Origin of the sequence: Magnetococcus marinus MC-1, assembly GCF_000014865.1 — a bacterium.
In the GTDB taxonomy this organism is placed as follows: domain Bacteria; phylum Pseudomonadota; class Magnetococcia; order Magnetococcales; family Magnetococcaceae; genus Magnetococcus; species Magnetococcus marinus.
In genome coordinates this window covers 1038961-1062894 of the sequence record NC_008576.1, presented here as the reverse complement: position 1 = coordinate 1062894, position 23934 = coordinate 1038961, and the positions used below count along the sequence as shown (strand labels likewise).

The following is a 23934-nucleotide window of genomic DNA, read 5'->3' as shown; positions in this document are numbered from 1 at the left end:
CAAACACCTCGATTATTTCTTCTTACCTTCTTTACGCAGAACAAACTCGCCCACGTAACGGACCCCTTTACCCTTATACGGCTCAGGCGGACGCCAAGAGCGGATCTCGGCACATGCCTGACCCAACACCTCTTTATCATAGCCTTTAACCGTAATCAGGGTGTTCTTCTCCACGGTAGCTTCCAGCCCATTAGGGAGCTCATAGTTTACCGGATGTGAGAAGCCCAGGGACAACTCCAGTGTTCGGCCTTTAACCGCAGCACGGTAACCCACGCCTTGGATCTCAAGCTGCTTGGAAAAGCCTTGGGATACACCAACGACCATATTATCCAGCAGAGTGCGGGATAGACCCCACAACGAACTGCTTTTTTTATCAGTACCACTCACAGCCACGTTTACTTCTTTACCCTCTTGGGCAAAAGTGATCGCTTCGTGAAATTGACGGGTGAGTTCACCCAATTTGCCTTTGGCGGTCACCACGGTGCCGTTGATCTTCAGATCCACACCGTCGGGTACCACCACCGGTTTTTTTCCAATACGTGACATGGCTCAACCTCGACGATTAGTAGACGGTGCAGAGCAGTTCGCCACCGACGCCCAACTCAAGCGCACGACGACTGGAAATGACACCCTTACTGGTAGAGAGGATGGCGATACCCAACCCCTGATACACCGAGGGAATCTCTGCTTTGCCCACGTAAGTACGGCGACCGGGGGTAGAGATACGTTTGATCTCTTCGATAACCGGTTTGTTCTGGTAGTACTTTAAAGTCAATTCCAAAGTGGTGTGATTGGCTTCATCCACACTCTCGGAAATCGACTCAATGTACCCCTCTTCTTTTAAAATATCCGCAATACGCTTTTTCATTTTGCTGGCGGGCATACGGACACTGTCCTTGCCTACCATCTGCGCATTGCGAATGCGGGTCAGCATATCGCTGATGGGATCATTCATGCTCATGACGTTCTCCTTACAACCTCTTGCCGCTTACCAGGAAGCCTTGGTGACGCCCGGAATCTCACCACGCAATGCAAGCTGGCGCACACAAAGGCGGCACATCTTAAACTTGCGCAGGTAGCCACGGGGACGACCACAACGTTGGCAACGGTTATACGAACGCACAGCAAATTTAGGCTTGCTATTGGCCTTATTCACCATGGACGTCTTAGCCATTGTTCCCCTCCTTCTTCCTGAACGGCATGTTGAAGCCTGCGAGAAGCTGGCGGGCTTCATCATCGGTCTTGGCACTGGTCACAATGCAGATATCCATACCACGGACCTTATCGACTTTGTCGTAATCGATCTCGGGGAAGATAATCTGTTCTTTGATGCCCATGGTGTAGTTGCCGCGACCATCAAAGGCCTTTTCACTGACACCACGGAAGTCACGTACCCGGGGCAGGGCTGCATTGATCAAACGATCAAGGAATTCCCACATCTGCCGACGACGTAACGTAACACGGCAACCAACCGCTTGTCCTTCACGCAGTTTAAAACCAGCGATGGACTTTTTGGCGTAAGTGGTCTGAGCCTTCTGACCCGTAATCGCCTCTAGGTTGCCAATAGCGTTATTCAAAAAGTTTTTATCAGCAATTGCCTCGCCGACGCCCATGTTCACCACGATCTTCTGTAAGCGTGGCACCTGCATGACGTTGGAGTAGCCGAACTTCGCTTGGAGTTCGGGTACCACCTTGTCATGGTAAACCTGTTTCAGATCAGCCATTTTTAGGTCCCTATCTCGTTCACTTGTCCAGCACTTCGCCAGAACCCGCCGCTACGCGCACTTTACGACCATCCTCAAGATTTTTCTTCTTGATGCGTGTCGCTTTGCCCGTGGCCGGATCGACGATCATGACGTTACTGATATGGATGGGGGCTTCTTTCTCAACAATGCCACCTTCACGGTTTTGAGCAGGCTTGGTATGACGCTTGATCATATTCACCTTTTCAACCAACACAGAAGATTTCTTGCCAAGAACTTGCAGGATCTGCCCCTGCTTGCCCTTGTCTTTACCGGCGACCACAATAACGGTGTCGCCTTTCTTCAGATCGGTACTGAAGTCACTCTTATGCTCTGCCATGGATCACGCCTCCCCTTACAGTACTTCTGGGGCCAGGGAGATGATCTTCATATAGTTCCGTGCCCGCAATTCGCGAGTAACGGGACCGAAGATACGTGTTCCCACAGGCTCACCTGCCTTGTTGATTAACACAGCCGCATTCTTGTCAAAACGAATGAGACTACCATCAGGGCGGCTGATCTCTTTTTTGGTGCGAACCACCACAGCACGGGCCACCTCACCCTTCTTGACCTTACCACGGGGCAGCGCCGCCTTTACCGCAACGATGATCACATCACCGACACGTGCGTAACGACGCTTAGAGCCACCAATCACCTTGATGCACTGTACTTTTTTGGCTCCGGAGTTGTCAGCCACTTCCAGTCTTGATTCGACTTGAATCATGTCCGCTCCCCCTTAGCCTTCGACCGCAACAGCGGTGCGCTCAGTTACAACCCAGTTTTTGTCCTTACTTAAAGGACGGCTCTCCTGGATCATAACCATGTCACCGGTGCGGTACTGGTTTTCCTCATCATGCGCCTTATATTTTTTGGACTGACGCACAATCTTGCCGTATAGGGGGTGACGCACCTTACGCTCCACCAACACGACCACAGTTTTGTCCATTTTGTCGCTTACCACGACACCTTGCATAATACGCTTGGCCATTACACTTCCTCTTTAGCCTTCCGCTCTCCGATCACGGTCTTGATAAGCGCGATTTCGCGGCGAACCTGACGGATACGGGACGTATTCTCCAGTTGGGCCGTCGCGTGCTGAAAGCGAAGGTTGAAAGCCTCTTGATAGAGCGCCTTCATTTTATCATCCAACGCCTCGACGGACATTTCCCTCATTTCGGAGGCTACGCTCATGATCAACCCCCTTCACGAACAATAAACTTGGTCTTAACCGGCAGCTTGGCGGCAGCACGCTGCATTGCCTCACGAGCCAGTTGTTCGTCCACACCCTCCATCTCATAGAGAATGCGACCAGGCTTGACGCGGGCAATCCAGAACTCTGGGCTACCCTTACCTTTACCCTGGCGAACTTCTGCTGGCTTTTGCGAAACCGGCACGTCAGGGAAAATACGAATCCAAACACGACCACCACGTTTAATGTGGCGTGTCATTGCGCGACGGGCTGCTTCGATCTGGCGTGCTGTGATACGCGCCGTCGCCATCGCCTTTAGGCCAAACTGTCCGAAGCTTAAAGAACTACCGCGGTAAGCTAGGCCGTGAACGCGCCCCTTGTGCGCCTTCCGGAACTTGGTCTTCTTTGGTTGAAGCATGGGATTATACCCCTGTCCTTATTTCTTTTCAATGAGCATGCCTTTGTAGACCCATACCTTAACGCCAATGATGCCGTAGGTGGTATGTGCCTCAGCAAAACCGTAGTCGATATCTGCACGCAGGGTGTGCAGGGGCACACGGCCTTCACGGTACCACTCGGTACGGGCAATCTCAGCCCCACCAAGACGACCCGCGCAGTTAATACGAATACCTTCTGCACCCAAACGCATGGCCGAGGTAACAGCCCGCTTCATGCTCCGGCGAAAAGCAACCCGACGCTCCAACTGTTGGGCTACGTTCTCGGCAACCAACTGTGCATCCGCTTCAGGCTTACGGATCTCAACAATGTTGATCTGCACTTCCGAACTGGTGATTGCCTTGATATCGTTTTTCAACTTCTCGATATCGCCGCCCTTCTTACCAATGATAATGCCGGGGCGCGCGGTGTGAATGTTGATGCGCGCTTTCTGGGCAGGACGCTCAATGACGATCTTGGAAACACTGGCATGGGCCAGACGTTTTTTTAACCAAGCTCGAATTTTGATATCCTCAAGCAACAGATCTGCATAATTTCTGTCTGCAAACCAGCGCGTGTCCCAGGTTTTGGTGGTTCCCAAACGGAACCCTGTCGGATGAACCTTCTGTCCCATGGTATCCTCCTCGTTCCTTGGGTTAATCTACCTGAGGACAGACCGCCACAGTGATGTGGGAAGTCCGCTTCAGAATACGAGTGGCACGACCACGAGCACGGGGCTTAAACCGTTTCATGGACGGACCTTGATCTACATATGCCTGGGAAACCACCAGGGTATCCACATCCAGGCCTAAGTTCTCCTCAGCGTTGGCAACCGCAGACTTTAAAGTCTGACGAACCACCCCTGCTACGCGCTTCTTGGAGAAGGCCAGGAGATTCATAGCGCTCTCAACTTGCATACCGCGAATCTGGTCGATCACCAGACGCACTTTGTAAGGAGAGACGCGCTGGTACTTTGTCGTTGCACGTGCTTCTTGCATGACGATTCTCTCCCGTTCCTAGCGACGCTTGGCTTTTTTGTCCACGCCGTGACCATAGTAGGTACGGGTGGGTGCAAATTCGCCCAGCTTGTGACCAACCATGTTTTCGGTCACCAATACTGGAATAAATTTGCGGCCATTGTGAACCCCAAAAGTATACCCTACAAATTCGTGGATAATAGTGGAACGACGCGACCAGGTTTTGATCAACTCCTTGCGGGAGCCCTCGCGTAGCACATCCACTTTCTTGACCAAAAAGTCGTCTAAAAACGGACCTTTTTTGACTGAACGAGCCATTATCTTCGTCCTCTCTTGGATTACTTACGACGACGCATGATGAGACGGTCAGAAGCTTTGGTCTTAGACCGCGTCTTCTTACCCTTGGTCGGGACACCCCAGGGCGTCACAGGATGACGACCACCAGAGGTACGACCTTCACCACCACCATGGGGGTGGTCAACAGGGTTCATCACAACACCGCGAACAGAGGGACGCTTGCCCATCCAGCGGGTACGTCCTGCTTTACCAATTTTGGTGTTCGAGTTGTCAGGGTTAGAGACCATACCAACCGTGGCCATGCACTCTAACAACACCAAACGCATTTCACCAGAGGGCATTTTAAGTTGGGCATATTTGCCCTCTTTACCCATCAGCTGAATATAGTTACCGGCACTACGGGCGACCTGCCCACCCTTACCGGGCTTAAGCTCGACGTTGTGGATGATGGTACCGATAGGCATCACCCGCAAAGGCATGCAGTTACCGGGCTTAACATCCACATTGTCCAAGGTTTTGGCCGATACAACAGTATCGCCCACTTGCAAACGCTGCGGCGCAAGAATGTAGCTCTTCTCGCCATCCGCATAGTGCAGCAACGCAATAAAGGCGGTGCGGTTAGGGTCATACTCAATACGAGCAACCTTAGCCGGCACATCAAACTTATTACGCTTAAAGTCGATGATACGGTAGCGACGCTTATGACCACCACCTTGATGGCGAACAGTCATGCGTCCATTATTATTACGACCGCCGGTACGCTTCAGAGGGGCTAACAACGAGCGCTCAGGGCCCTCATTGCTCAGCTCACTGTAGTTAATTGCTACCTGATGGCGTTTTCCGTCGGAAGTAGGTTTAAAATTCTTCAGTGCCATTGAGACTCTCCTTAACGTGCCAATCAGGCGCCCTGATCGAACAGGTCGATGGATTGACCCTCTTGGAGACGAACCACGGCCCGCTTCCAATCCTTGCGCTTGCCTTCAAGCTTACCAAAACGCTTGGTTTTACCCTTGGCGTTGCTCACCTGTACCGCCTCTACTTTGACGCTATAGATGGTCTCGATCGCTTTTTTAATCTGGGGTTTATTGGCCCATGTGGCGACGGCAAAGCTGATTTGGTTGCCCTTCTCCAACTGCATGGTGGACTTTTCAGTCACCAGCGGGCGCACCAGAACGTTGTACATTCTCAAATCGTTCATGCCAGCTTCTCCTCGAGGCTACGCACCGCTTCCTCGGTGATAACCAGCTTTTCGTAACGCAGCAGATCGTAGACATTCACACCATCCACATCCGCAACCATCACGTTAGGAATGTTGCGTGCCGACAAGACGATCTCGTTAGAAAGCTCTTTGACCACTAAAAAGGTCGAACGCGCAGCACCCAAGGTGCTTAACAGCGCTTTCATCTCCTTGGTCTTGATGCTTGCCAACTCAAGCTTGTCAACCACAACCATCTCTTCGCTGGATGCCTTGACGGACAATGCGGTCTGCAAAGCGAGCTTGCGAACCTTTTTATTCAGTTTGTGACTGTAGTCACGCTGCTGGGGACCAAACACAATACCACCGGTGCGAAACTGAGGCGCACGAATGGTACCCTGACGGGCGTTGCCTGTGCCTTTTTGACGGTAAGGTTTCTTACCACCACCACGGACATCGCTGCGGCCTAGTACCGTAGCGGTACCTAAGCGGCGTTTGGCCAATTGATAGTTGACGGCCATACCCAGAAGGTCCGCACGGATCTCTCGACCAAAAACGGATTCATTTAACTCCGTACTGCGAACTTCCTGGTTATTGGCGTCTTTAACGGGTACTTGGATCATGGTGATTTCCTTCTATCCACACCTTATTCGGCAGAGCCTTTTTTCAAGGCGTCCCGTACCAACACCAGAGAGCCCTTGGAACCGGGAATGCTCCCTTTTACCGCAATAATGGACTGTACTGCGTCCACATATGCGACCTTAAGATTTTGTACCGTACGGGTCTGTTGACCCATATGACCGGCCATCTTCTTATTTTTATAAACACGGCCAGGGGTTTGACACTGACCGATAGAACCACCGGAGCGATGCACTTTATGGGCACCGTGGGATGCACGACCACCGCGGAAACCCCAGCGCTTCATAACACCAGCGAAACCTTTACCCACCGTCTTACCCGTCACATCCACAAAGCTGTCCACCGCAAACTGCTCCGCAGTCAACTCTTGGCCAACTTCATAAGATTCTGGATTGGAGACGCGAAATTCACGCAGCACCCGCCGAGGCGTCACATTAGCCTTGGCATACTGTCCACGGACAGTTTTGGAGAGGCGAGAGGGTTTGGCTTCTTCAAAACCGAGCTGAACCGCGTTATAGCCGTCTTGCTCGTCACTACGTTTAGCCACTACAGCACAGGGACCCAGTTGTACAAGGGTGACAGGGATACGCTGCCCATCCTCAGTAAACATCTGGGACATGCCGAGCTTACGGCCAATTAGACCACTACGCATGTCTTTTCCTCATTTTTATCGATTGCCTCCCCGATCCCGACGTTCGAACAACCCTGTCCGATAAGGGAGGATGCTTTAAAGGGAGCGCAGATCATACGCCTTCGCTCTCCAAAGTCAAGCAAATTATAGCTTGATCTCTACGTTCACACCCGCAGCCAAGTCTAACTTCATCAGTGCATCCACCGTTTGAGGGGTAGGATTTACGATGTCGATGATGCGCTTATGGGTACGAATTTCAAACTGTTCACGGCTCTTTTTGTCCACGTGGGGTGAACGCAGCACCGTATAACGGTTGATTTTAGTTGGCAGTGGGATCGGCCCACGAATATCAGCACCGGTACGACGTGCCGTTTGTACAATCTCACCCGTGCTTTGATCCAAGATACGATGATCAAAGGCCTTCAAGCGAATGCGGATTTTTTGGCTTTCCATCATTTGATGTCCTTCAAACGTCTACAGAGCCAGTGCTCAGTCAATTACTTCGGCAACCACGCCTGCGCCGACGGTACGGCCACCTTCGCGAATGGCGAAGCGCAGACCTTTTTCCATGGCGATGGGGGCGATCAGTTCAACTTCCATGGTGATGTTATCACCTGGCATAACCATCTCTACACCCTCAGGCAGCTTCAACACACCGGTTACGTCGGTGGTGCGGAAGTAAAACTGGGGACGATAGTTCGAGAAGAATGGGGTGTGACGACCGCCCTCTTCTTTGGTTAGAATGTACGACTCAGCATTAAACTTGGTGTGCGGCTTGATCGAGTTGGGCGCAGCCAACACCTGACCACGTTGCACATCCTCACGCTTGGTGCCACGCAGTAGCACACCCACGTTGTCGCCAGCCTGACCTTGATCCAGCAATTTACGGAACATCTCAACGCCGGTACAGGTGGTCACAACGGTATCTTTAATACCGATGATGGCAACTTGCTCGCCTACTTTAACAATACCGCGCTCAATACGACCCGTTACCACCGTACCACGACCGGAGATGGTGAACACATCTTCAATGGGCATCAAGAAAGCTTGGTCCAGGGGACGCTCAGGCTCTGGAATGTAGGCGTCAACGGCATCCATTAACCTGTTGATCGCATCAACCCCCATCTCCGACTCTTCACCCTCAAGAGCCTTCAACGCAGAACCCTTAATGACGGGGATATCGTCGCCAGGGAAGTCGTAAGAAGAGAGAAGTTCACGCACTTCCATCTCCACCAACTCAAGCAGCTCTTCGTCATCCACCTGATCAACCTTGTTCAGGAAGACAACCAGCGCAGGCACACCAACCTGACGGGCCAGCAGGATGTGCTCGCGGGTCTGGGGCATGGGGCCGTCCGCCGCACTCACCACCAGAATACCGCCGTCCATCTGTGCAGCACCGGTGATCATGTTTTTCACATAGTCTGCGTGTCCAGGGCAGTCAACGTGGGCATAGTGACGTGCCTCGGTCTCATACTCAACGTGGGCGGTGGAGATGGTAATACCACGCTCACGCTCTTCAGGAGCGCCGTCAATTTGATCATAGGCGCGAAACTCCGCGCGACCCGCAGCCGCCATCACCTTGGTGATCGCAGCGGTCAATGTGGTCTTACCATGGTCAACGTGGCCAATTGTGCCAATGTTGACGTGGGGTTTAGTACGTGCAAACTTTTCCTTGGCCATTATGACCTCCAAATCTTTCTTAGTTCAGCCGAATTAACCGGTGGTTTTGGCCTTGATCTCTTCTGCAATGGATTTAGGCACCTGGGCATAGTGGCCAAACTGCATGGTAAAGGTCGCACGCCCCTGACTCATTGAACGCAAGTCTGTCGCGTAACCAAACATGCCGGACAAAGGCACTTGTGCCTTGACCAACCTGTTATTGCCAGAATCTTCCATACCTTGGATCTGACCACGGCGGGAGTTCATGTCACCCATGACATCCCCCATGTAATCTTCAGGCGTCTCAACTTCAACATCCATGATGGGCTCAAGCAATACGGGCTTGGCTTTCATGGCGCCCTCTTTGAGACCCATCGAACCGGCGATTTTAAAGGCCATCTCAGAGGAGTCAACTTCATGGTATGAACCATCAAACAGGGTCACTTTGACATCGACCATGGGGAAGCCAACATAGACACCATTGGCCATGGCTTCACCCACACCGTTTTTGACGGCTGGAATATACTCTTTAGGTACAACCCCACCCTTAATGCCATCCACAAACTCGTAACCAGCACCTGGTTCGTTGGGCTCTAAACGCAACCACACATGACCAAACTGACCACGACCACCGGACTGACGTACAAACTTAGATTCATGCTCAACCATTTGGGTAATGGTCTCACGGTAGGCCACTTGAGGCTGACCGACGTTTGCATCAACCTTGAATTCGCGCATCATACGGTCGACGATGATCTCTAGGTGCAGCTCACCCATACCTGAGATAATGGTCTGGTTGGTCTCATGGTCGACCTCAACCCGGAAAGAGGGGTCTTCTTGAGCCAAACGCTGAAGGGCCACACCCATACGCTCTTGGTCAGCTTTGGTCTTGGGCTCCACAGCAATGGCGATAACCGGTGCTGGGAAATCCATTTTTTCAAGAATGATCGGCTTATTTGGATCGCAGAGAGTTTCACCTGTGGTGGTATTTTTCAAACCAACCACGGCACAGATATCCCCAGCACGCACTTCTTTAATGTCTTCACGCTTGTTGGCGTGCATCAACATCAAACGACCGATGCGCTCTTTACGATCTTTGGAGGCATTAAGAACACTGGTACCCGATTCCATAACACCGGAGTAGACACGTACAAAGGTCAAGGTACCGACAAAGGGATCGGTCATGATTTTAAAGGCCAACGCGGCGAAAGGCTCTTCATCCGAAGGCTTACGCACGGCTGCTTCTTCACTATCAGGCAACAACCCTTCGATGTAGGGGGTATCAGAAGGTGAGGGGAAATAATCGACAACGGCATCCAAGAGAAGTTGAACGCCCTTGTTTTTGAAGGCAGATCCACAGAACACAGGTACAAACGCGCTAGAGATAACCGCACGACGCATGCAGGATTTAAACTCTGCAATGGTGATCTCTTCACCTTCCAGATATTTTTCCATTAAGGTGTCATCTTGCTCCAAAGCGGCCTCTAACAGCGCTTCACGAGCTTCTTCGACTTCAGCCTCAATATCCTCAGGGCAATCCAGTACTTCAAACTCTGCACCCAGGGATTCATCGTTGAAAATATAGGCCTTGCGGGTGATCAAGTCCACCATGCCGCGCAGATCTTCTTCAGCACCGATGGGGTACTGAGCAGGGATCGCACGTGCCTTCAGACGGTCCTTCATGGTTTGCACCGCTTTATTAAAGTCGGCACCCATACGGTCCATCTTATTCACGAAGGCCAAACGGGGTACACCATAGCGATCAGCCTGGCGCCACACAGTTTCTGACTGGGGCTGCACACCGGCCACACCACAGAAAACCGCTACGGCACCATCCAAGACACGCAAAGAACGCTCTACCTCAATGGTAAAGTCAACGTGGCCGGGGGTGTCGATAATATTGATGCGGTGCTCTTTCCAGAAACAAGTGGTAGCCGCAGAGGTGATGGTAATGCCACGCTCTTGCTCTTGCTCCATCCAGTCCATGGTGGCAGCGCCCTCATGAACTTCACCAATCTTATGCGAACGACCGGTGTAGTAGAGAATCCGTTCCGTTACTGTCGTTTTACCGGCATCAATATGGGCCATGATGCCAATATTACGTACGTGATCCAGGGCAATTTCTCGAGCCACTGTAATCCCCTGTGTTCTGTAGATTGTCAAAGAACAAAACCTGCTCTGCTCACCACACCGGGTGAGCAGACTTGCAGCTTACCAACGGTAGTGCGCAAACACCTTGTTGGCTTCGGCCATACGATGCGTATCGTCGCGCTTCTTGATGGTCGCACCACGGCCCTGAGAAGCCTCGATCAACTCGGCGGCTAAACGCTCACGCATGGTTTTTTCACCACGGGACCGTGCATAACCAATCAACCAACGAATGGCCAAAGTCTGACGACGCACAGGGCGCACCTCAACCGGCACCTGATAGTTGGCACCACCAACACGGCGGGAGCGCACTTCAAGCGTCGGACGCACATTGTCCACAGCCTCTTTAAACACCTTGATGGGATCTTCTTTTGTGCGCTGTTCGATCAAATCAAAGGCACCGTAGAAGACACGCTCAGCAAGCGACTTTTTGCCGTCTACCATAAGACAGTTCATAAACTTGGCGACAAGCTTATCATTATAACGCGCGTCTGGGATCACCTCGCGCTTGGGCACTTCACGACGTCGTGACATGACCTATCCTTAAACCTGATAATCAGTGAGCAACCCCCTGCCCTAAATGGCAGGAGAAACACATTACTTAGGACGCTTGGCGCCATACTTGGAACGACCCTGCTTACGGTCTTTCACACCCTGGGTATCCAATGAACCACGCAGAATGTGGTAACGCACACCGGGAAGGTCTTTTACACGACCACCACGGATGAGCACCACACTATGCTCTTGCAGGTTATGCCCTTCACCAGGAATGTACGCACTTACTTCGTGACCATTGGTCAGACGTACACGGGCCACTTTACGAAGCGCCGAGTTAGGCTTCTTAGGGGTGGTGGTGTAAACGCGGGTGCAAACACCACGACGCTGGGGGCATGCTTGCAAAGCAGGCACGTTGGTTTTCTTCTTCTGAGGCTTACGGCCCAGACGTACCAACTGGTTAACGGTCGGCATATCAATCTCCACAGAAAACAGGCCTGTTACCTTGCAGCCTTTGGCTACAAAATTTCCAGGCGATATCTCTTAGCAATGGCAGAGGAGGACGAATGATAGCCTGGTTTCGCATGGCTGCGACTTCTGGCTACGTGCTCCCCTTATGGGAATGTTTAAAGGTTAATCATCAAAAGAATTCGCGCATTTTACCTGTTTTTAACATAAATACAAGAAAAAAATATTGGGCAGCAGCCTGCTGCTGCCCAATAGCGCGATCTAAAGACGATTATCCTTCAGTAACTTCACTGGAGCTGGCTACCTTGGCAACGTGTTGCTCGCCACCTTGAGTAGATTTTTCTCCTTTGGTCAAACTGCCCATCTTTTTCAACTGCGACAAAATATTCCCCGTACCAGCAGGGATCAGACGTCCCACAATGACATTCTCTTTTAAGCCATTGAGGGTATCCACACGACCGGAGATCGCCGCTTCAGTCAGCACCCGTGTGGTCTCCTGGAAGGAGGCCGCCGAGATGAAAGAAGGGGTAGAGAGCGAGGCCTTGGTAATGCCCAGCAGTAGCGGTGTACAGGTCGCCACACGACCACCGCGCTTATCGGTCTTGACGTTCTCCAACAGGTAGTCATCTTTTTCTACCTGCTCACCACTGACAAACATGGTGTCACCCGGATCGGTAATCTGCACCTTCTGCAACATTTGGCGAACGATCACCTCAATGTGCTTATCGTTGATACGCACACCTTGCAACCGGTAGACCTCTTGAATTTCGTTGACCATAAAGCGGCACAACTCTTCCAAGCCCAACACCTTGAGAATGTCCTGAGGTACCGGTGAGCCCTCCATCAAGGGTTCGCCCTTACGCACCCAGTCGCCCTCGTTCACCGCAAGCTGCTTACCCTTAGGCAACAGATACTCCATAGGCTCGCCACTATCGGGTGTCACCACCAAACGACGCTTACCTTTGAGATCCTTACCATAGGTGACCATACCCTCATTTTCCGCAATGAAGGAGTGCTCTTTAGGCTTACGGGCCTCAAACAGCTCCACGACCCGTGGCAAACCACCAGTAATGTCGCGGTTTTTAGTCGACTGACGCAACACCTTAGCAATGATATCACCGCCATGTACATGATCCCCCTCGTTGACGACAATCACGGCGCCAACCGGCAGATAATAGCGGCATTCGCTACCATTGGGCATCATCAGCGTCTCATTGCTGTTCACATCCTTCAGGGTAATACGGGGACGCATATCACCCTTCTTGGAGCTTTGACCCTTCCACTCTGTCACCTCTTTGGAGATCAAGCCGGTGGTATCATCCATGTTTTCCCGCAAGGAGACACCATCCACCAGATCGCCAAACTTAACGATCCCCTCTACCTCCGTGATAATGGGCATGGCGAAGGGATCCCACTCAGCAAAGGTCGTGCCCTTCTCCACCACCGAGCCCGGTGCACTAGAGATACGCGCGCCGTAGGGAATACGGTAACGCTCGCGCTCACGACCCGCTTCAACCTGACCCTCATGCTCAACCGCTTCGTGTAAAGAGACCTCACTGTTGCGAGAGAGCACCACATACCGACCCGCACGATCCTGCACCGTAATCAGGTCATGAAACTTGAGCACACCACCATGGGTGGTCTCTTGGTGAGACTGTTCCGCTTGACGGGATGCCGTACCACCGATGTGGAAGGTACGCATGGTCAACTGGGTACCGGGCTCACCAATAGATTGTGCCGCGATCACCCCAACCGCTTCACCTACCGTCACGCGGGTACCACGCGCCAGATCACGACCATAGCAGGTGACACAAACGCCGCGAGTGGTCTCGCAGGTTAGTGGTGAACGAATCAGCACCGAGTCCACATTGGAGTTTTCGATCTTCTCAACGATATCCTCATCCATGATGGTGCCTGCTTTAACCAGCAGCTCATCGGTGATGGGATCCTTGATATCACTCACCGGGGTACGACCCAACAGACGGTCGCCCAGGGTTTCTACCACATCATTACCTTCCACCAGTGCCGCCACGGTGATGCCGATAGAGGTACCGCAATCCTCTTCACGGACAATACAATCCTGCGCCACGTCCACCAAACGGCGGGTTAGATAACCGGAGTTGGCCGTCTTCAAAGCGGTATCGGCCAGACCCTTACGGGCACCGTGGGTAGAGATAAAGTACTGAAGAACCGTCAACCCCTCACGGAAGTTTGCCGTGATGGGGGTCTCCATGATCTCACCCGATGGTTTTGCCATCAGACCACGCATACCCGCCAACTGACGCATCTGCGCGGCTGAACCCCGGGCGCCGGAGTTGGCCATCATAAAGATGGAGTTAAAGGAGGGTTGCTCCACCATTTCGCCATCTTTGTTCAAGACCGTATCGGTAGAGATGGTACCCATCATCTCATCGGCCACCCGCTCCGTGCAGTGCGACCAGATATCCACCACCTTGTTATATTTTTCACCCTCGGTGATCAGACCGTCAGTGTACTGCTTTTCAATCTCTTTCACCTTCTCCTGGGCAGCGTCGACCAACTTACGCTTGGCTTCAGGAATAACCATGTCATCTTTACCGAAAGAGATACCGGCCCGACAGGCGAAGGCAAAGCCCATAGCCATCAGACGATCGGTAAAGATTACCGTATCTTTAGTACCACACATACGGTAGGTATGGTCGATCAGCTTGGTCACCTCTTTTTTGGTGATAAGCTTGTTAATCGCCTGGAAATCAATCCGTTCTGGCAGCATATCGGCCAACAACATACGACCCACCGTGGTATGCACCCGCTTACCCCGGAAACGACACTGGATGGAAGCATGCAGGTTAGCAACCCCAGCATCAAAGGCCTGTTTAACCTCCATCGTATTGCTGAAGATCATACCCTCGCCAGCCACATTGGCCCGCTCTGAGGTCATATAGTAGAGACCCAGAATGATATCCTGCGTCGGCACAATAATCGGCTTACCGTTGGCGGGAGAGAGGATGTTGTTGGTGGACATCATCAACACCCGCGCTTCAATTTGTGCCTCAATGGAGAGGGGCACGTGTACCGCCATTTGGTCACCGTCAAAGTCGGCGTTAAAAGCGGTACACACCAGCGGGTGCAACTGAATGGCCTTGCCTTCCACCAGTTTAGGTTCAAAGGCTTGAATACCCAAACGGTGCAGGGTGGGTGCGCGGTTGAGCATAACCGGGTGTTCCCGGATCACCTCTTCCAAAATATCCCACACTTCCCCCTTCTCTTTTTCCACCATACGCTTGGCCGCCTTGATGGTGGTGGCTAGGCCACGCTCTTCGAGACGGTTGTAGATGAAGGGTTTGAACAGTTCCAGCGCCATCTTTTTGGGCAAGCCGCACTCGTGCAATTTAAGCTCAGGACCCACCACGATCACGGAACGACCCGAATAGTCGACCCGCTTACCCAGCAAGTTCAAGCGGAAACGGCCCTGCTTACCCTTGAGCATCTCGGATAAGGATTTCAGCGGTCGCTTATTGGTGCCGGTAATCACACGACCACGACGACCATTATCAAACAGGGCGTCCACTGACTCCTGCAACATACGCTTTTCATTGCGGATGATAATATCCGGTGCCTTGAGCTCAAACAGGCGCTTGAGGCGGTTGTTACGGTTGATCACGCGACGGTAGAGATCGTTCAAATCGGAGGTCGCAAAACGCCCACCATCCAGCGGCACCAAGGGGCGCAGCTCGGGGGGGATAACCGGAATCACCTCCAAAATCATCCACTCAGGTGAGTTTTTGGAATCCTGAAAGGCCTCCAGGGTATGCAACCGTTTGACAATCTTTTTACGACGCGCTTCGGAACTGGTATCACGCAGTTCGTCCCGCAGTTGATTGATCTCTTCGGGTATTTTGAGATCCACCAACATTTCGCGGATGGCTTCGGCACCAATACCGGCGCGGAACTCGTCACCAAACTCTTCTATAAGCTGGTAGTAGCGGTCTTCGGTCAGCAGCTCCCCGCGCTTCATGGGGGTCATGCCACTCTCTAGTACCACAAAGTTCTCAAAGTAGAGAACCCGCTCCAGATCCTTCAAGGTCATATCCAACAGCAGACCAATCCGGCTGGGCAGGGATTTGAGGAACCAGATGTGCGCCACAGGCGCGGCCAGTTCAATGTGACCCATGCGCTCACGGCGCACTTTGGATTGGATCACCTCAACGCCGCACTTTTCACACACCACACCACGGTGTTTGAGACGCTTATACTTGCCACACAGACACTCATAATCTTTTACGGGGCCAAAGATTTTGGCACAAAAAAGACCATCGCGCTCCGGCTTAAAGGTACGATAGTTGATGGTCTCTGGCTTTTTTACTTCGCCAAAAGACCAAGAACGAATCTTCTCAGGTGAAGCAATCGAGATACGGATACCATCGAAGCTCTGCCCCAGCATAGGCCGGGAGAACAGCTTAAAAACGCTCTGCCCAGCCGCAGAAATTTCCGAGCTAGGTGTTGCAGGCGCATCGCTAACCGGTGTCATAGCGTGGCTCTTTTCCGGTGCCTGCGAATCAGAGATATATTCCATGTTCAATGCCCTCGTTCAGGAGGTAGCCCCTGCCCCATCGCCTACGGCGTTGAGACAAACTTGTAAAGGAGGTTCTGCCCCACTGGACAGAACCCCTTGGAGCAAACGTGCTCAGTCGTCCCGTTGCAGGGTTACATCCAGCGCCAATGCCTGTAGCTCCTTCACCAACACGTTAAAGGATTCGGGCACGCCCGCCTCAAAAGTGTCATCCCCTTTGACAATGGACTCATAGATCTTGGTACGACCCGCCACATCATCGGATTTTACTGTCAACATCTCTTGCAGGGTATAAGCCGCGCCATAGGCCTCCAGCGCCCACACTTCCATCTCACCAAAGCGCTGACCCCCAAATTGGGCTTTACCACCCAAGGGCTGCTGCGTAACCAGTGAGTAGGGACCAATGGAACGCGCGTGGATTTTATCATCAACCAAGTGGTGCAGTTTCAGCATGTAGATGTAGCCAACCGTGACATGACGGTCAAAAGGCTCACCTGTACGGCCATCAATCAGTTGGATCTGACCCGAGGTAGGCAGGCCCGCCTTATTCAGCCAACTGGAGATATCCGACTCAATGGCACCATCAAAGACAGGTGTTGCCGTGGGCACACCGTACTGAAGATTTTTCGCCATATCCACCAGTTGATCATCACTCAGGGCGGCGATTTCAGCGCTTTCGCGGGTATTGTCATAGATCTCTTCAAACTGACGACGCAATACATCCGCCACACCCTTACGGTGTTGCTTTAATGCCTCTTCAATTTTAAAGCCCATGCCCCGAGCGGCCCAACCCAAGTGGGTTTCCAAAATCTGCCCCACGTTCATACGTGAAGGCACACCCAGGGGGTTAAGCACGATATCCACAGGAGTACCGTTGGCCATATAGGGCATATCTTCCAAGGGATTAATCTTAGAAATAACACCCTTATTCCCATGACGGCCTGCCATCTTATCACCAGGCTGGAGCTTACGCTTAACGGCGATATAGACCTTGACCATTTTCAACACGCCTGGGGGCAGATCATCCCCACGCTCAAGCTTTTCAACCTTGCTCTCAAACCGCTTTTTCAGACGATCCGCTGCCTTTTCAACATGGTGACGGATCCCCTCAATCTGCTGGGTAATGGCGTCATCATCCAACACCACATCCCGCAGATGGGAGCTAGGACTCTTATCCAACCAAGATTGCGAGATATGATCCCCAGGCTGTAGACCAGGGGCGCTGCGCACCGGTTTGCCGTTCATCAGATTGCGAATACGCTCATCCGCATCCCGCTCGATAATACGACGCTCGGCGGCCATATCCTTACGCAGCAGAGCAATCTCATCCTGATCAATCAGCTTGGCACGATCATCTTTTTCCAACCCACGGCGGCTAAAGACCCGTACATCCACCACTGTTCCGGCCACCCCTGGAGGCAGACGCAGGGAGGTATCCCGTACATCGGATGCCTTTTCACCAAAGATTGCGCGCAGCAACTTCTCTTCTGGGGTAAGCTGAGTTTCACCCTTGGGGGTTACTTTGCCCACCAAAATGTCACCGGGCTTAACTTCTGCCCCAACATAGATAATGCCCGATTCGTCCAGATTGCGCAGGGCATCTTCCCCCACGTTGGGCATATCACGGGTAATCTCTTCAGCGCCCAACTTGGTATCCCGTGCCATCACCTCAAATTCATCAATGTGAATGGAGGTAAAGACATCCTCAGCCACCAAACGCTCTGAGATCAAGATGGAGTCTTCAAAGTTGTAACCGTTCCAGGGCATAAAGGCCACCAGCACGTTACGCCCCAGCGCCAACTCACCAATCTGCGTCGAGGGACCATCCGCGATGATATCCCCCGCCGTTACCCGCTCACCGTTTTTCACCAATGGCACCTGGTTGATACAGGTATTTTGGTTAGAACGTGAAAACTTGGTCAGGTTATAGATATCCACCCCAGGCTCTGTGGAACCGGGCTCTTCATCGGCCTTGACCACAATACGCGCAGCATCCACCTCGTCCACCACGCCTGTACGACGGGCCGTGATGGTCACACCCGAATCACGGGCCACCACGCTCTCGATACCGGTACCCACCAAGGGAGCATCGGTTTTGATGAGCGGCACCGCCTGACGTTGCATGTTGGAGCCCATCAAGGCGCGGTTGGCGTCATCGTTTTCCAAGAAAGGAATCAACGAAGCCGCGACCGAAACCGTCTGTTTAGGCGAAACGTCCTGGTAGTTAACCCGGTCTGGTGTTGCCACCATGAACTCAAGTTTATGCCGGCATTGAATCAAGGCATCTTCTTCGGAGGCTTCATCACCCAATTTGGCGTTAGCCTGGGCGATGATGTAATTCTCTTCATCAATGGCAGAGAGAAAATCCACCTGATCAATGGGCGTACCCTCTTTTACCTGGCGGTAAGGTGACTCAATGAAACCAAATTCATTGATACGCGCATAGGTTGAAAGCGAGTTAATCAGACCAATGTTGGGACCTTCTGGGGTCTCAATGGGGCAGATCCGTCCATAGTGAGTGGGGTGCACGTCCCGCACCTCAAAGCCCGCGCGTTCACGGGTCATACCCCCTGGGCCCAAAGCGGACAAGCGGCGCTTATGGGTAATTTCCGAAAGGGGGTTGGTCTGATCCATAAACTGCGAAAGCTGGGAAGAACCAAAAAACTCGCGGATAACCGCAGAGAATGGCTTAGAGTTCATCACATCATGGGGCACCAGCTGGTCGGCTTCGGCGGAGGACATGCGCTCGCGAATGGCCCGCTCCATACGCACCAAACCGATACGCACTTGGTTTTCCAGCAGCTCACCCACGCTACGCACACGACGGTTGCCCAAGTGGTCGATGTCATCCACCTTACCATGACCATCTTTGAGCTTGAGCAGAATGTCCACAACACCCAAAATATCGTCATGTTGCAACGTACGGATGTGCAGCTCGGTATTAAGGCTCAAGCGACTGTTCATCTTCAAACGACCAACCGTTGACAGATCATAGCGGTCAGAATTGAAGAACAGGTTATTAAACAGCGCTTTTGCTGCATCAACGGTGGGTGGTTCACCCGGCCGCATCATACGGTAGATATCAATCAGAGCCTCATCTTGGCCACTGTTTTTATCCAGTGCGAGGGTATTACGCAGATAGGCCCCTACACTCATACCATCAATGAACAGCACATCAATCTCTTTGATACCACCATCTTCGAGATACTGCACCATCTCTTCAGTGATCTCGGCACCCGCCTCAATGACCACCTCACCCATGACGTCACTCATGTTACGCGCCACAAAGCTACCAATGAGCTCCTCCTGGGAGACCGGCAGCCAATCCATACCAAGCTCTTCAAATTTTTTGATATGCCGTGCGGTGACACGTTTTTTGGCTTTAACAATCTCTTCACCGCTCTCAGGGTGAACGATGGCATAGTTCAAACGGTTGCCCATCAAACGCTCGGGAACCATGCGCTTTTGCCACACCACACCCTCTTTACGAAAGGTTTCAATTTCGTAAAAGCGCTCAAGAATTTGCTCGGAACTCATGCCCATGGCCCGCAGCAAGGTGGTTACCGGCAGCTTGCGGCGCCGGTCAATCCGAGCAAACAACAGATCTTTGGGATCAAACTCAAAATCAAGCCAGGAGCCACGGTAGGGAATAACCCGCGCTGAGAAGAGCAATTTGCCGCTGCTGTGGGTCTTACCGCGATCATGATCAAAAAAGACGCCCGGCGAACGGTGCATCTGGGAGACGATCACCCGCTCGGTACCATTGATAATGAAGGTACCGGTGTTAGTCATCAGTGGGATTTCGCCCAAATAGACATCTTGTTCTTTGATTTCGCGTACGGTTTTGGTGCCTGTCTCTTCATTTTCGTCCCAGATAACCAGACGAAAGGCTACCTTTAATGGTGCGGAAAATGTCATACCTCGTTGCAGGCACTCATCCACATCATATTTGGGTTCGCCAAGGGCATAGCTGACATATTCTAGGCTTACGGTGCCTGCATAGTCATGGATGGGGAAAACCGATAAAAACACACCGTGCAAGCCGGTGTCCTTCATCTTTTCAAATTCGGTACCGGTTTGCAAGAACCGCACAAACGACTCTTTTTGCACCGAAATCAGGTTAGGGATGTCAATAATGCTGGAAATTCGCCCGAAGTTTTTCCGTAGCCGCTTCTTCTCAGTAAAGGTAAGAGCCATCGGAACTCCTCTAATCGCAGATGCAGGAGGTGAAATCATTCGCTTTGACAAACTTTTTTTACCCAGAGGGCAAACAAATGAGTGGGTAAGGCGCACCGACTCATCCGTTCGTCAGCGAACGAAAAAAAATTTTAGGTCGAGCCATAAGTCGCTCAAATCAACACGTTATAACTATGACTGGTTTTAAGTTAAAACAGAGCAGCACGCTGTTTTAACTTATAAAAGGGTTTCGGCACTTAAAAAATGGGTGCCCGACATCTATAACAAAAAAAGTGTACCCTAAAAATGGCGGTTGGGTTGAGGGCAAAAAACCCTCAACCCAACCCTTTGCCTTACGGCCTTTGCTGGGGGGAAATTACTTAATTTCCACCACGGCGCCGGCTTCTTCCAATTTGGCCTTAAGCTTGTCGGCCTCATCTTTAGAAACAGCTTCTTTAACCGCTTTAGGTGCCCCTTCAACCAGATCTTTAGCCTCTTTCAGGCCCAGACCGGTCATTTCACGCACGGCTTTAATGACGTGAATTTTCTTGTCGCCAGCACTGGCCAAGATCACGTCAAATTCGGTTTTGGCTTCTTCAACAACGGCTTCGCCACCACCAACCGCAGCAGCAACCGCAACAGGAGCGGCAGCCGATACGCCGAACTTCTCTTCCAAAGCTTTAACCAGCTCAGAAAGCTCCAGAACGGTCATGGATTCAATAGCGGAAATCATTTCTTCTTGGGTCATGAGAAACTCCTATGTGTGTTCAACGCAAGATGCGTCGTGTTTCGATTAGATTCGGTTATAAAAAAGCGCTTACGCGGCTTCTTTCTGTTCACGCACAGCGTTGAGTACCCGTACAAAGCTGCCAGGAACGGCGGCCAGTACCCCAACGAAGTTGGTGATGGGTGCATTGAGGGAGCCCAGCATTTTTGCCAGGAGTTCCTCTTTGCTGGGCAGCTTTGCCAGCCGCTCAATACCCTCAGCATCCATTGCTTTACCGTCGAGTACACCACCGACGATCTGAATTTTCGGGTGAGTCTTGGCAAATGCCGAGATCACCTTAGCCGGAGCAACAGGATCTGCCGAGAAAGCAATGCTGGTTGGCCCAACCAGAAACTCACCAAGAGCTTCAAATGGGGTCCCTGCAACCGCACGCTTAGCCAAGGTATTCTTGACCACGCGCACATTTGCACCAGCTTCGCGCAACTTAACTCGGAGTTCTGTCATTTCGGCCACGGTCAGACCACGATAGTGCGTAACAACAGCAACGCTGGAGCTGCTCAGGAGTTCCCGAACCTCTTCAACAATTTTGCTCTTATCTGCTTGCTTCACGCACGCACACTCCTTTTGACTGTGGGTCAAAAAGTCCAAAACCAAAAGGCGTTCTCATGATAAGTACCCTTTTGTCTCGGCAGGTGGATATTCCCATTAAAGCTGCTTCGGGAGATACGGCCTACACCGCCTTACCCAGCCACAACCGCCTGCTCTCTTGGACCATACGCCCAAATGGGCGTGTTACGGCTATTAAACTGTGTTAGTGGTCTAATAACCGAATGCTTTAACATGTTGGGCTGCGAAAGGAGACCAGTGCAACCCAACATGTATCTCTACTTTTTTAGATGCTGCTTTGGTCAACCTTAATCCCAGGACCCATGGTCGAGCTGATGCTCACCTTTTTCATATAGGTCCCTTTAGCGGCTGCGGGTTTCATACGACGCAGTTGCTCCACCAAAGCGGTGATGTTCTCAACCAAATCTTCAACAGGGAAAGAGGCTTTACCCACACCTGCGTGGATAATACCGCTTTTTTCTACCCGAAAAGCCACCTGACCCGCTTTGATCTCTTGTACAACCTTGGCAACATCAAAGGTCACCGTACCCAATTTAGGGTTGGGCATCATGTTACGGGGACCCAGAATTTTACCCAAGCGCCCCACCACACCCATCACATCGGGGGTAGCGACCACGCGGTCAAACTCCAACCAGCCACCCTGAATTTTTTCTAACAGATCATCGGCACCCACCACATCTGCACCCGCGGCTTTGGCCTCTTCGGCCTTTTCGCCCTTGGCGAACACCAAGACGCGAACCACTTTACCGGTGCCCTTAGGCAGGCTAACACTACCACGCACCATTTGGTCTGCGTGACGGGGATCCACACCAAGGTTGACAGCAACCTCAATGGTTTCATCAAACTTGGCGGTGGCGCACTCTTTGATGATCTTAATCGCATCACTCAAAGGATGGTTGACGCTACGATCAAATTTTCCACCATGCGCAGTGGCGCGTTTGCTAATTTTGGCCATGTTATCCCCCTTACACCACTTCCAAGCCCATGGAGTTGGCTGAACCAGCAATGATTTTCTTTGCTGCTTCAATATCGTTGGCGTTTAGATCCACCATCTTGGCTTTGGCGATCTCTTCAACCTGCGCCCAAGTAACCTTGCCCACTGCGGGGTCACGGTTGGGGGCTTTGCTACCGCCCTGCAGGCCCGCGGCCTTTTTCAGGAAGTAGGAGGCTGGAGGGGTCTTCAACTCAAAGCTGAAGGTACGGTCCGCATAGACCGAAATGAGCACGGGCACAGGGCTGGCTGGTTCCATATTGGCGGTCTGTGCGTTAAACGCTTTACAGAACTCCATAATGTTCAGACCATGCTGACCCAGCGCAGGACCCACCGGGGGGCTTGGCTTAGCAGCACCAGCGGGGCACTGTAACTTGATATAAGCTGTAATCTTTTTAGCCATTGTTTACTCTCCTGGGTCAACTGGTGGTGCGAGATATCAAATCTTCTCAACCTGGATGAAATCCAGTTCCACCGGGGTCGCCCGTCCAAAAATGCTTACGGATACCTTCAGGCGTGACTTATCCTCCTCCACCTCTTCAACGACACCGTTGAAGGATACAAAAGGACCATCGGTCACTCGTACCTGCTCACCTACAGCGAAGCTAACCTTCGGCTTGGGTTTCTCCATGCCGGTTTCAACTTGCTGTAGAATTTTTTCAACCTCACGATCCGAAAGGGGCTGTGGCCGCCCACCACCACCCAAGAAGCCCGCCACTTTCGGTATATCTTTAACCAGATGCCATGTTTCGTCATTCAGGTCCATTTTAACCAGCACGTAGCCAGGAAAAAACTTACGCTCAGAGGTTACTTTTGCACCCTTGCGCAGTTCAATAACCTCTTCTGACGGAACCAGAATCTCATCAAAATATTTTGACATTCCGGTAAGACGCACCTTTTCTTCCAAGGAGCTCTTAACCCGTTTTTCAAAGCCTGAATAGGCGTGAATTACATACCATCTTTTCGACATGGCGTCTCTACCCCCA

Annotated in this window: 29 protein-coding genes; 1 reads left to right on the top strand and 28 read right to left on the bottom strand. The window is 51.9% G+C overall.

What is annotated here, in order from left to right; translation table 11 throughout:
• Window positions 1–12: 12 nt before the first annotated feature.
• The 25 genes from rplF to rplJ form a co-directional block, all read right to left on the bottom strand.
• Window positions 13–546: a 50S ribosomal protein L6 gene (rplF, locus tag MMC1_RS04415; RefSeq protein ID WP_011712540.1), complete on the bottom strand. Its 534-nt coding sequence runs from the start codon at window positions 544–546 to the stop codon at window positions 13–15.
• Between the two features lie 16 nt (window positions 547–562).
• Window positions 563–961: a 30S ribosomal protein S8 gene (rpsH, locus tag MMC1_RS04410; protein ID WP_011712539.1), complete on the bottom strand. Its 399-nt coding sequence runs from the start codon at window positions 959–961 to the stop codon at window positions 563–565.
• 27 nt (window positions 962–988) lie between these two features.
• Window positions 989–1174, bottom strand: a complete 186-nt coding sequence (locus tag MMC1_RS04405) for a type Z 30S ribosomal protein S14 (protein ID WP_011712538.1) — start codon at window positions 1172–1174, stop codon at window positions 989–991.
• Window positions 1167–1724: a 50S ribosomal protein L5 gene (gene rplE / locus MMC1_RS04400; RefSeq protein ID WP_011712537.1), complete on the bottom strand. Its 558-nt coding sequence runs from the start codon at window positions 1722–1724 to the stop codon at window positions 1167–1169. Before rplE ends, MMC1_RS04405 begins: the two co-directional genes overlap by 8 nt.
• A 19-nt stretch (window positions 1725–1743) precedes the next feature.
• A complete protein-coding gene (gene rplX, locus MMC1_RS04395; protein WP_011712536.1) occupies window positions 1744–2082 on the bottom strand; it encodes a 50S ribosomal protein L24 in 339 nt (112 codons plus the stop codon).
• Window positions 2083–2097: 15 nt separating this feature from the next.
• Window positions 2098–2466, bottom strand: a complete 369-nt coding sequence (gene rplN, locus MMC1_RS04390; RefSeq protein WP_011712535.1) for a 50S ribosomal protein L14 — start codon at window positions 2464–2466, stop codon at window positions 2098–2100.
• Between the two features lie 12 nt (window positions 2467–2478).
• Complete coding sequence (rpsQ, locus tag MMC1_RS04385; protein WP_011712534.1) at window positions 2479–2730, bottom strand: 30S ribosomal protein S17; 252 nt, start codon at window positions 2728–2730, stop codon at window positions 2479–2481.
• Window positions 2730–2933: a 50S ribosomal protein L29 gene (gene rpmC / locus MMC1_RS04380; RefSeq protein ID WP_011712533.1), complete on the bottom strand. Its 204-nt coding sequence runs from the start codon at window positions 2931–2933 to the stop codon at window positions 2730–2732. Before rpmC ends, rpsQ begins: the two co-directional genes overlap by 1 nt.
• 2 nt (window positions 2934–2935) lie before the next feature.
• Complete coding sequence (gene rplP / locus MMC1_RS04375) at window positions 2936–3349, bottom strand: 50S ribosomal protein L16 (protein ID WP_011712532.1); 414 nt, start codon at window positions 3347–3349, stop codon at window positions 2936–2938.
• 18 nt (window positions 3350–3367) lie between these two features.
• Window positions 3368–4000, bottom strand: a complete 633-nt coding sequence (rpsC, locus tag MMC1_RS04370) for a 30S ribosomal protein S3 (protein WP_011712531.1) — start codon at window positions 3998–4000, stop codon at window positions 3368–3370.
• Window positions 4001–4022: 22 nt separating this feature from the next.
• Window positions 4023–4364, bottom strand: a complete 342-nt coding sequence (gene rplV, locus MMC1_RS04365) for a 50S ribosomal protein L22 (protein ID WP_011712530.1) — start codon at window positions 4362–4364, stop codon at window positions 4023–4025.
• Window positions 4365–4382: 18 nt separating this feature from the next.
• Window positions 4383–4661, bottom strand: a complete 279-nt coding sequence (rpsS, locus tag MMC1_RS04360; protein ID WP_011712529.1) for a 30S ribosomal protein S19 — start codon at window positions 4659–4661, stop codon at window positions 4383–4385.
• A 20-nt stretch (window positions 4662–4681) separates the two neighbouring features.
• Window positions 4682–5515 (bottom strand): 50S ribosomal protein L2, encoded by an 834-nt coding sequence (rplB, locus tag MMC1_RS04355; protein ID WP_011712528.1) that lies wholly within the window; start codon window positions 5513–5515, stop codon window positions 4682–4684.
• A 23-nt stretch (window positions 5516–5538) separates the two neighbouring features.
• Window positions 5539–5838: a 50S ribosomal protein L23 gene (gene rplW / locus MMC1_RS04350; RefSeq protein ID WP_011712527.1), complete on the bottom strand. Its 300-nt coding sequence runs from the start codon at window positions 5836–5838 to the stop codon at window positions 5539–5541.
• Entirely contained in the window at window positions 5835–6458 is a 624-nt protein-coding gene (rplD, locus tag MMC1_RS04345; RefSeq protein ID WP_011712526.1) for a 50S ribosomal protein L4, read from the bottom strand. The genes rplW and rplD overlap by 4 nt, the downstream gene beginning before the upstream one ends.
• Before the next feature lie 23 nt (window positions 6459–6481).
• Complete coding sequence (gene rplC / locus MMC1_RS04340; RefSeq protein ID WP_011712525.1) at window positions 6482–7126, bottom strand: 50S ribosomal protein L3; 645 nt, start codon at window positions 7124–7126, stop codon at window positions 6482–6484.
• A gap of 123 nt (window positions 7127–7249) precedes the next feature.
• Window positions 7250–7558: a 30S ribosomal protein S10 gene (rpsJ, locus tag MMC1_RS04335; protein ID WP_041641963.1), complete on the bottom strand. Its 309-nt coding sequence runs from the start codon at window positions 7556–7558 to the stop codon at window positions 7250–7252.
• Window positions 7559–7594: 36 nt separating this feature from the next.
• Window positions 7595–8785, bottom strand: coding sequence for an elongation factor Tu (tuf, locus tag MMC1_RS04330; protein WP_011712511.1), 1191 nt, complete (start codon window positions 8783–8785; stop codon window positions 7595–7597).
• Between the two features lie 33 nt (window positions 8786–8818).
• Complete coding sequence (gene fusA, locus MMC1_RS04325) at window positions 8819–10897, bottom strand: elongation factor G (protein ID WP_011712523.1); 2079 nt, start codon at window positions 10895–10897, stop codon at window positions 8819–8821.
• A 78-nt stretch (window positions 10898–10975) separates the two neighbouring features.
• Window positions 10976–11446: a 30S ribosomal protein S7 gene (gene rpsG / locus MMC1_RS04320; RefSeq protein ID WP_011712522.1), complete on the bottom strand. Its 471-nt coding sequence runs from the start codon at window positions 11444–11446 to the stop codon at window positions 10976–10978.
• Window positions 11447–11509: 63 nt separating this feature from the next.
• Window positions 11510–11881 carry a 30S ribosomal protein S12 gene (gene rpsL / locus MMC1_RS04315; protein ID WP_011712521.1) on the bottom strand — a complete coding sequence of 124 codons (372 nt, stop codon included), beginning with the start codon at window positions 11879–11881 and terminating at the stop codon, window positions 11510–11512.
• Window positions 11882–12146: 265 nt separating this feature from the next.
• Window positions 12147–16385 (bottom strand): DNA-directed RNA polymerase subunit beta', encoded by a 4239-nt coding sequence (rpoC, locus tag MMC1_RS04310; protein WP_011712520.1) that lies wholly within the window; start codon window positions 16383–16385, stop codon window positions 12147–12149.
• A 156-nt stretch (window positions 16386–16541) separates the two neighbouring features.
• Window positions 16542–20624 (bottom strand): DNA-directed RNA polymerase subunit beta, encoded by a 4083-nt coding sequence (gene rpoB, locus MMC1_RS04305; protein WP_011712519.1) that lies wholly within the window; start codon window positions 20622–20624, stop codon window positions 16542–16544.
• A gap of 355 nt (window positions 20625–20979) precedes the next feature.
• Entirely contained in the window at window positions 20980–21351 is a 372-nt protein-coding gene (gene rplL, locus MMC1_RS04300; protein ID WP_011712518.1) for a 50S ribosomal protein L7/L12, read from the bottom strand.
• A 69-nt stretch (window positions 21352–21420) separates the two neighbouring features.
• Window positions 21421–21939, bottom strand: coding sequence for a 50S ribosomal protein L10 (gene rplJ, locus MMC1_RS04295; protein WP_011712517.1), 519 nt, complete (start codon window positions 21937–21939; stop codon window positions 21421–21423).
• Between the two features lie 56 nt (window positions 21940–21995).
• Here rplJ and MMC1_RS21820 point away from each other — a divergent pair, with 56 nt between their 5' ends.
• Window positions 21996–22145: a hypothetical protein gene (locus MMC1_RS21820; RefSeq protein ID WP_160162659.1), complete on the top strand. Its 150-nt coding sequence runs from the start codon at window positions 21996–21998 to the stop codon at window positions 22143–22145.
• A gap of 77 nt (window positions 22146–22222) precedes the next feature.
• Here MMC1_RS21820 and rplA read toward each other — a convergent pair whose 3' ends face one another.
• The 3 genes from rplA to nusG are packed head-to-tail and all read right to left on the bottom strand — an operon-like array spanning window position 22223 to window position 23918.
• Window positions 22223–22912 (bottom strand): 50S ribosomal protein L1, encoded by a 690-nt coding sequence (gene rplA, locus MMC1_RS04290; protein WP_011712516.1) that lies wholly within the window; start codon window positions 22910–22912, stop codon window positions 22223–22225.
• Between the two features lie 10 nt (window positions 22913–22922).
• Window positions 22923–23351, bottom strand: coding sequence for a 50S ribosomal protein L11 (rplK, locus tag MMC1_RS04285; protein ID WP_011712515.1), 429 nt, complete (start codon window positions 23349–23351; stop codon window positions 22923–22925).
• A gap of 36 nt (window positions 23352–23387) precedes the next feature.
• Window positions 23388–23918 carry a transcription termination/antitermination protein NusG gene (nusG, locus tag MMC1_RS04280; protein ID WP_011712514.1) on the bottom strand — a complete coding sequence of 177 codons (531 nt, stop codon included), beginning with the start codon at window positions 23916–23918 and terminating at the stop codon, window positions 23388–23390.
• Between the last annotated feature and the right edge of the window lie 16 nt (window positions 23919–23934).

What these genes read in the sequence shown, in the direction of transcription:
- rplF (WP_011712540.1), bottom strand. Translation starts at nt 546, where the DNA reads ATGTCACGTATTGGAAAAAAACCGGTGGTGGTACCCGACGGTGTGGAT.
- rpsH (WP_011712539.1), bottom strand. Translation starts at nt 961, where the DNA reads ATGAGCATGAATGATCCCATCAGCGATATGCTGACCCGCATTCGCAAT.
- MMC1_RS04405 (WP_011712538.1), bottom strand. Translation starts at nt 1,174, where the DNA reads ATGGCTAAGACGTCCATGGTGAATAAGGCCAATAGCAAGCCTAAATTT.
- rplE (WP_011712537.1), bottom strand. Translation starts at nt 1,724, where the DNA reads ATGGCTGATCTGAAACAGGTTTACCATGACAAGGTGGTACCCGAACTC.
- rplX (WP_011712536.1), bottom strand. Translation starts at nt 2,082, where the DNA reads ATGGCAGAGCATAAGAGTGACTTCAGTACCGATCTGAAGAAAGGCGAC.
- rplN (WP_011712535.1), bottom strand. Translation starts at nt 2,466, where the DNA reads ATGATTCAAGTCGAATCAAGACTGGAAGTGGCTGACAACTCCGGAGCC.
- rpsQ (WP_011712534.1), bottom strand. Translation starts at nt 2,730, where the DNA reads ATGGCCAAGCGTATTATGCAAGGTGTCGTGGTAAGCGACAAAATGGAC.
- rpmC (WP_011712533.1), bottom strand. Translation starts at nt 2,933, where the DNA reads ATGAGCGTAGCCTCCGAAATGAGGGAAATGTCCGTCGAGGCGTTGGAT.
- rplP (WP_011712532.1), bottom strand. Translation starts at nt 3,349, where the DNA reads ATGCTTCAACCAAAGAAGACCAAGTTCCGGAAGGCGCACAAGGGGCGC.
- rpsC (WP_011712531.1), bottom strand. Translation starts at nt 4,000, where the DNA reads ATGGGACAGAAGGTTCATCCGACAGGGTTCCGTTTGGGAACCACCAAA.
- rplV (WP_011712530.1), bottom strand. Translation starts at nt 4,364, where the DNA reads ATGCAAGAAGCACGTGCAACGACAAAGTACCAGCGCGTCTCTCCTTAC.
- rpsS (WP_011712529.1), bottom strand. Translation starts at nt 4,661, where the DNA reads ATGGCTCGTTCAGTCAAAAAAGGTCCGTTTTTAGACGACTTTTTGGTC.
- rplB (WP_011712528.1), bottom strand. Translation starts at nt 5,515, where the DNA reads ATGGCACTGAAGAATTTTAAACCTACTTCCGACGGAAAACGCCATCAG.
- rplW (WP_011712527.1), bottom strand. Translation starts at nt 5,838, where the DNA reads ATGAACGATTTGAGAATGTACAACGTTCTGGTGCGCCCGCTGGTGACT.
- rplD (WP_011712526.1), bottom strand. Translation starts at nt 6,458, where the DNA reads ATGATCCAAGTACCCGTTAAAGACGCCAATAACCAGGAAGTTCGCAGT.
- rplC (WP_011712525.1), bottom strand. Translation starts at nt 7,126, where the DNA reads ATGCGTAGTGGTCTAATTGGCCGTAAGCTCGGCATGTCCCAGATGTTT.
- rpsJ (WP_041641963.1), bottom strand. Translation starts at nt 7,558, where the DNA reads ATGGAAAGCCAAAAAATCCGCATTCGCTTGAAGGCCTTTGATCATCGT.
- tuf (WP_011712511.1), bottom strand. Translation starts at nt 8,785, where the DNA reads ATGGCCAAGGAAAAGTTTGCACGTACTAAACCCCACGTCAACATTGGC.
- rpsG (WP_011712522.1), bottom strand. Translation starts at nt 11,446, where the DNA reads ATGTCACGACGTCGTGAAGTGCCCAAGCGCGAGGTGATCCCAGACGCG.
- rpsL (WP_011712521.1), bottom strand. Translation starts at nt 11,881, where the DNA reads ATGCCGACCGTTAACCAGTTGGTACGTCTGGGCCGTAAGCCTCAGAAG.
- rpoC (WP_011712520.1), bottom strand. Translation starts at nt 16,385, where the DNA reads ATGACACCGGTTAGCGATGCGCCTGCAACACCTAGCTCGGAAATTTCT.
- rpoB (WP_011712519.1), bottom strand. Translation starts at nt 20,624, where the DNA reads ATGGCTCTTACCTTTACTGAGAAGAAGCGGCTACGGAAAAACTTCGGG.
- rplL (WP_011712518.1), bottom strand. Translation starts at nt 21,351, where the DNA reads ATGACCCAAGAAGAAATGATTTCCGCTATTGAATCCATGACCGTTCTG.
- MMC1_RS21820 (WP_160162659.1), top strand. Translation starts at nt 21,996, where the DNA reads ATGATAAGTACCCTTTTGTCTCGGCAGGTGGATATTCCCATTAAAGCT.
- rplA (WP_011712516.1), bottom strand. Translation starts at nt 22,912, where the DNA reads ATGGCCAAAATTAGCAAACGCGCCACTGCGCATGGTGGAAAATTTGAT.
- rplK (WP_011712515.1), bottom strand. Translation starts at nt 23,351, where the DNA reads ATGGCTAAAAAGATTACAGCTTATATCAAGTTACAGTGCCCCGCTGGT.
- nusG (WP_011712514.1), bottom strand. Translation starts at nt 23,918, where the DNA reads ATGTCGAAAAGATGGTATGTAATTCACGCCTATTCAGGCTTTGAAAAA.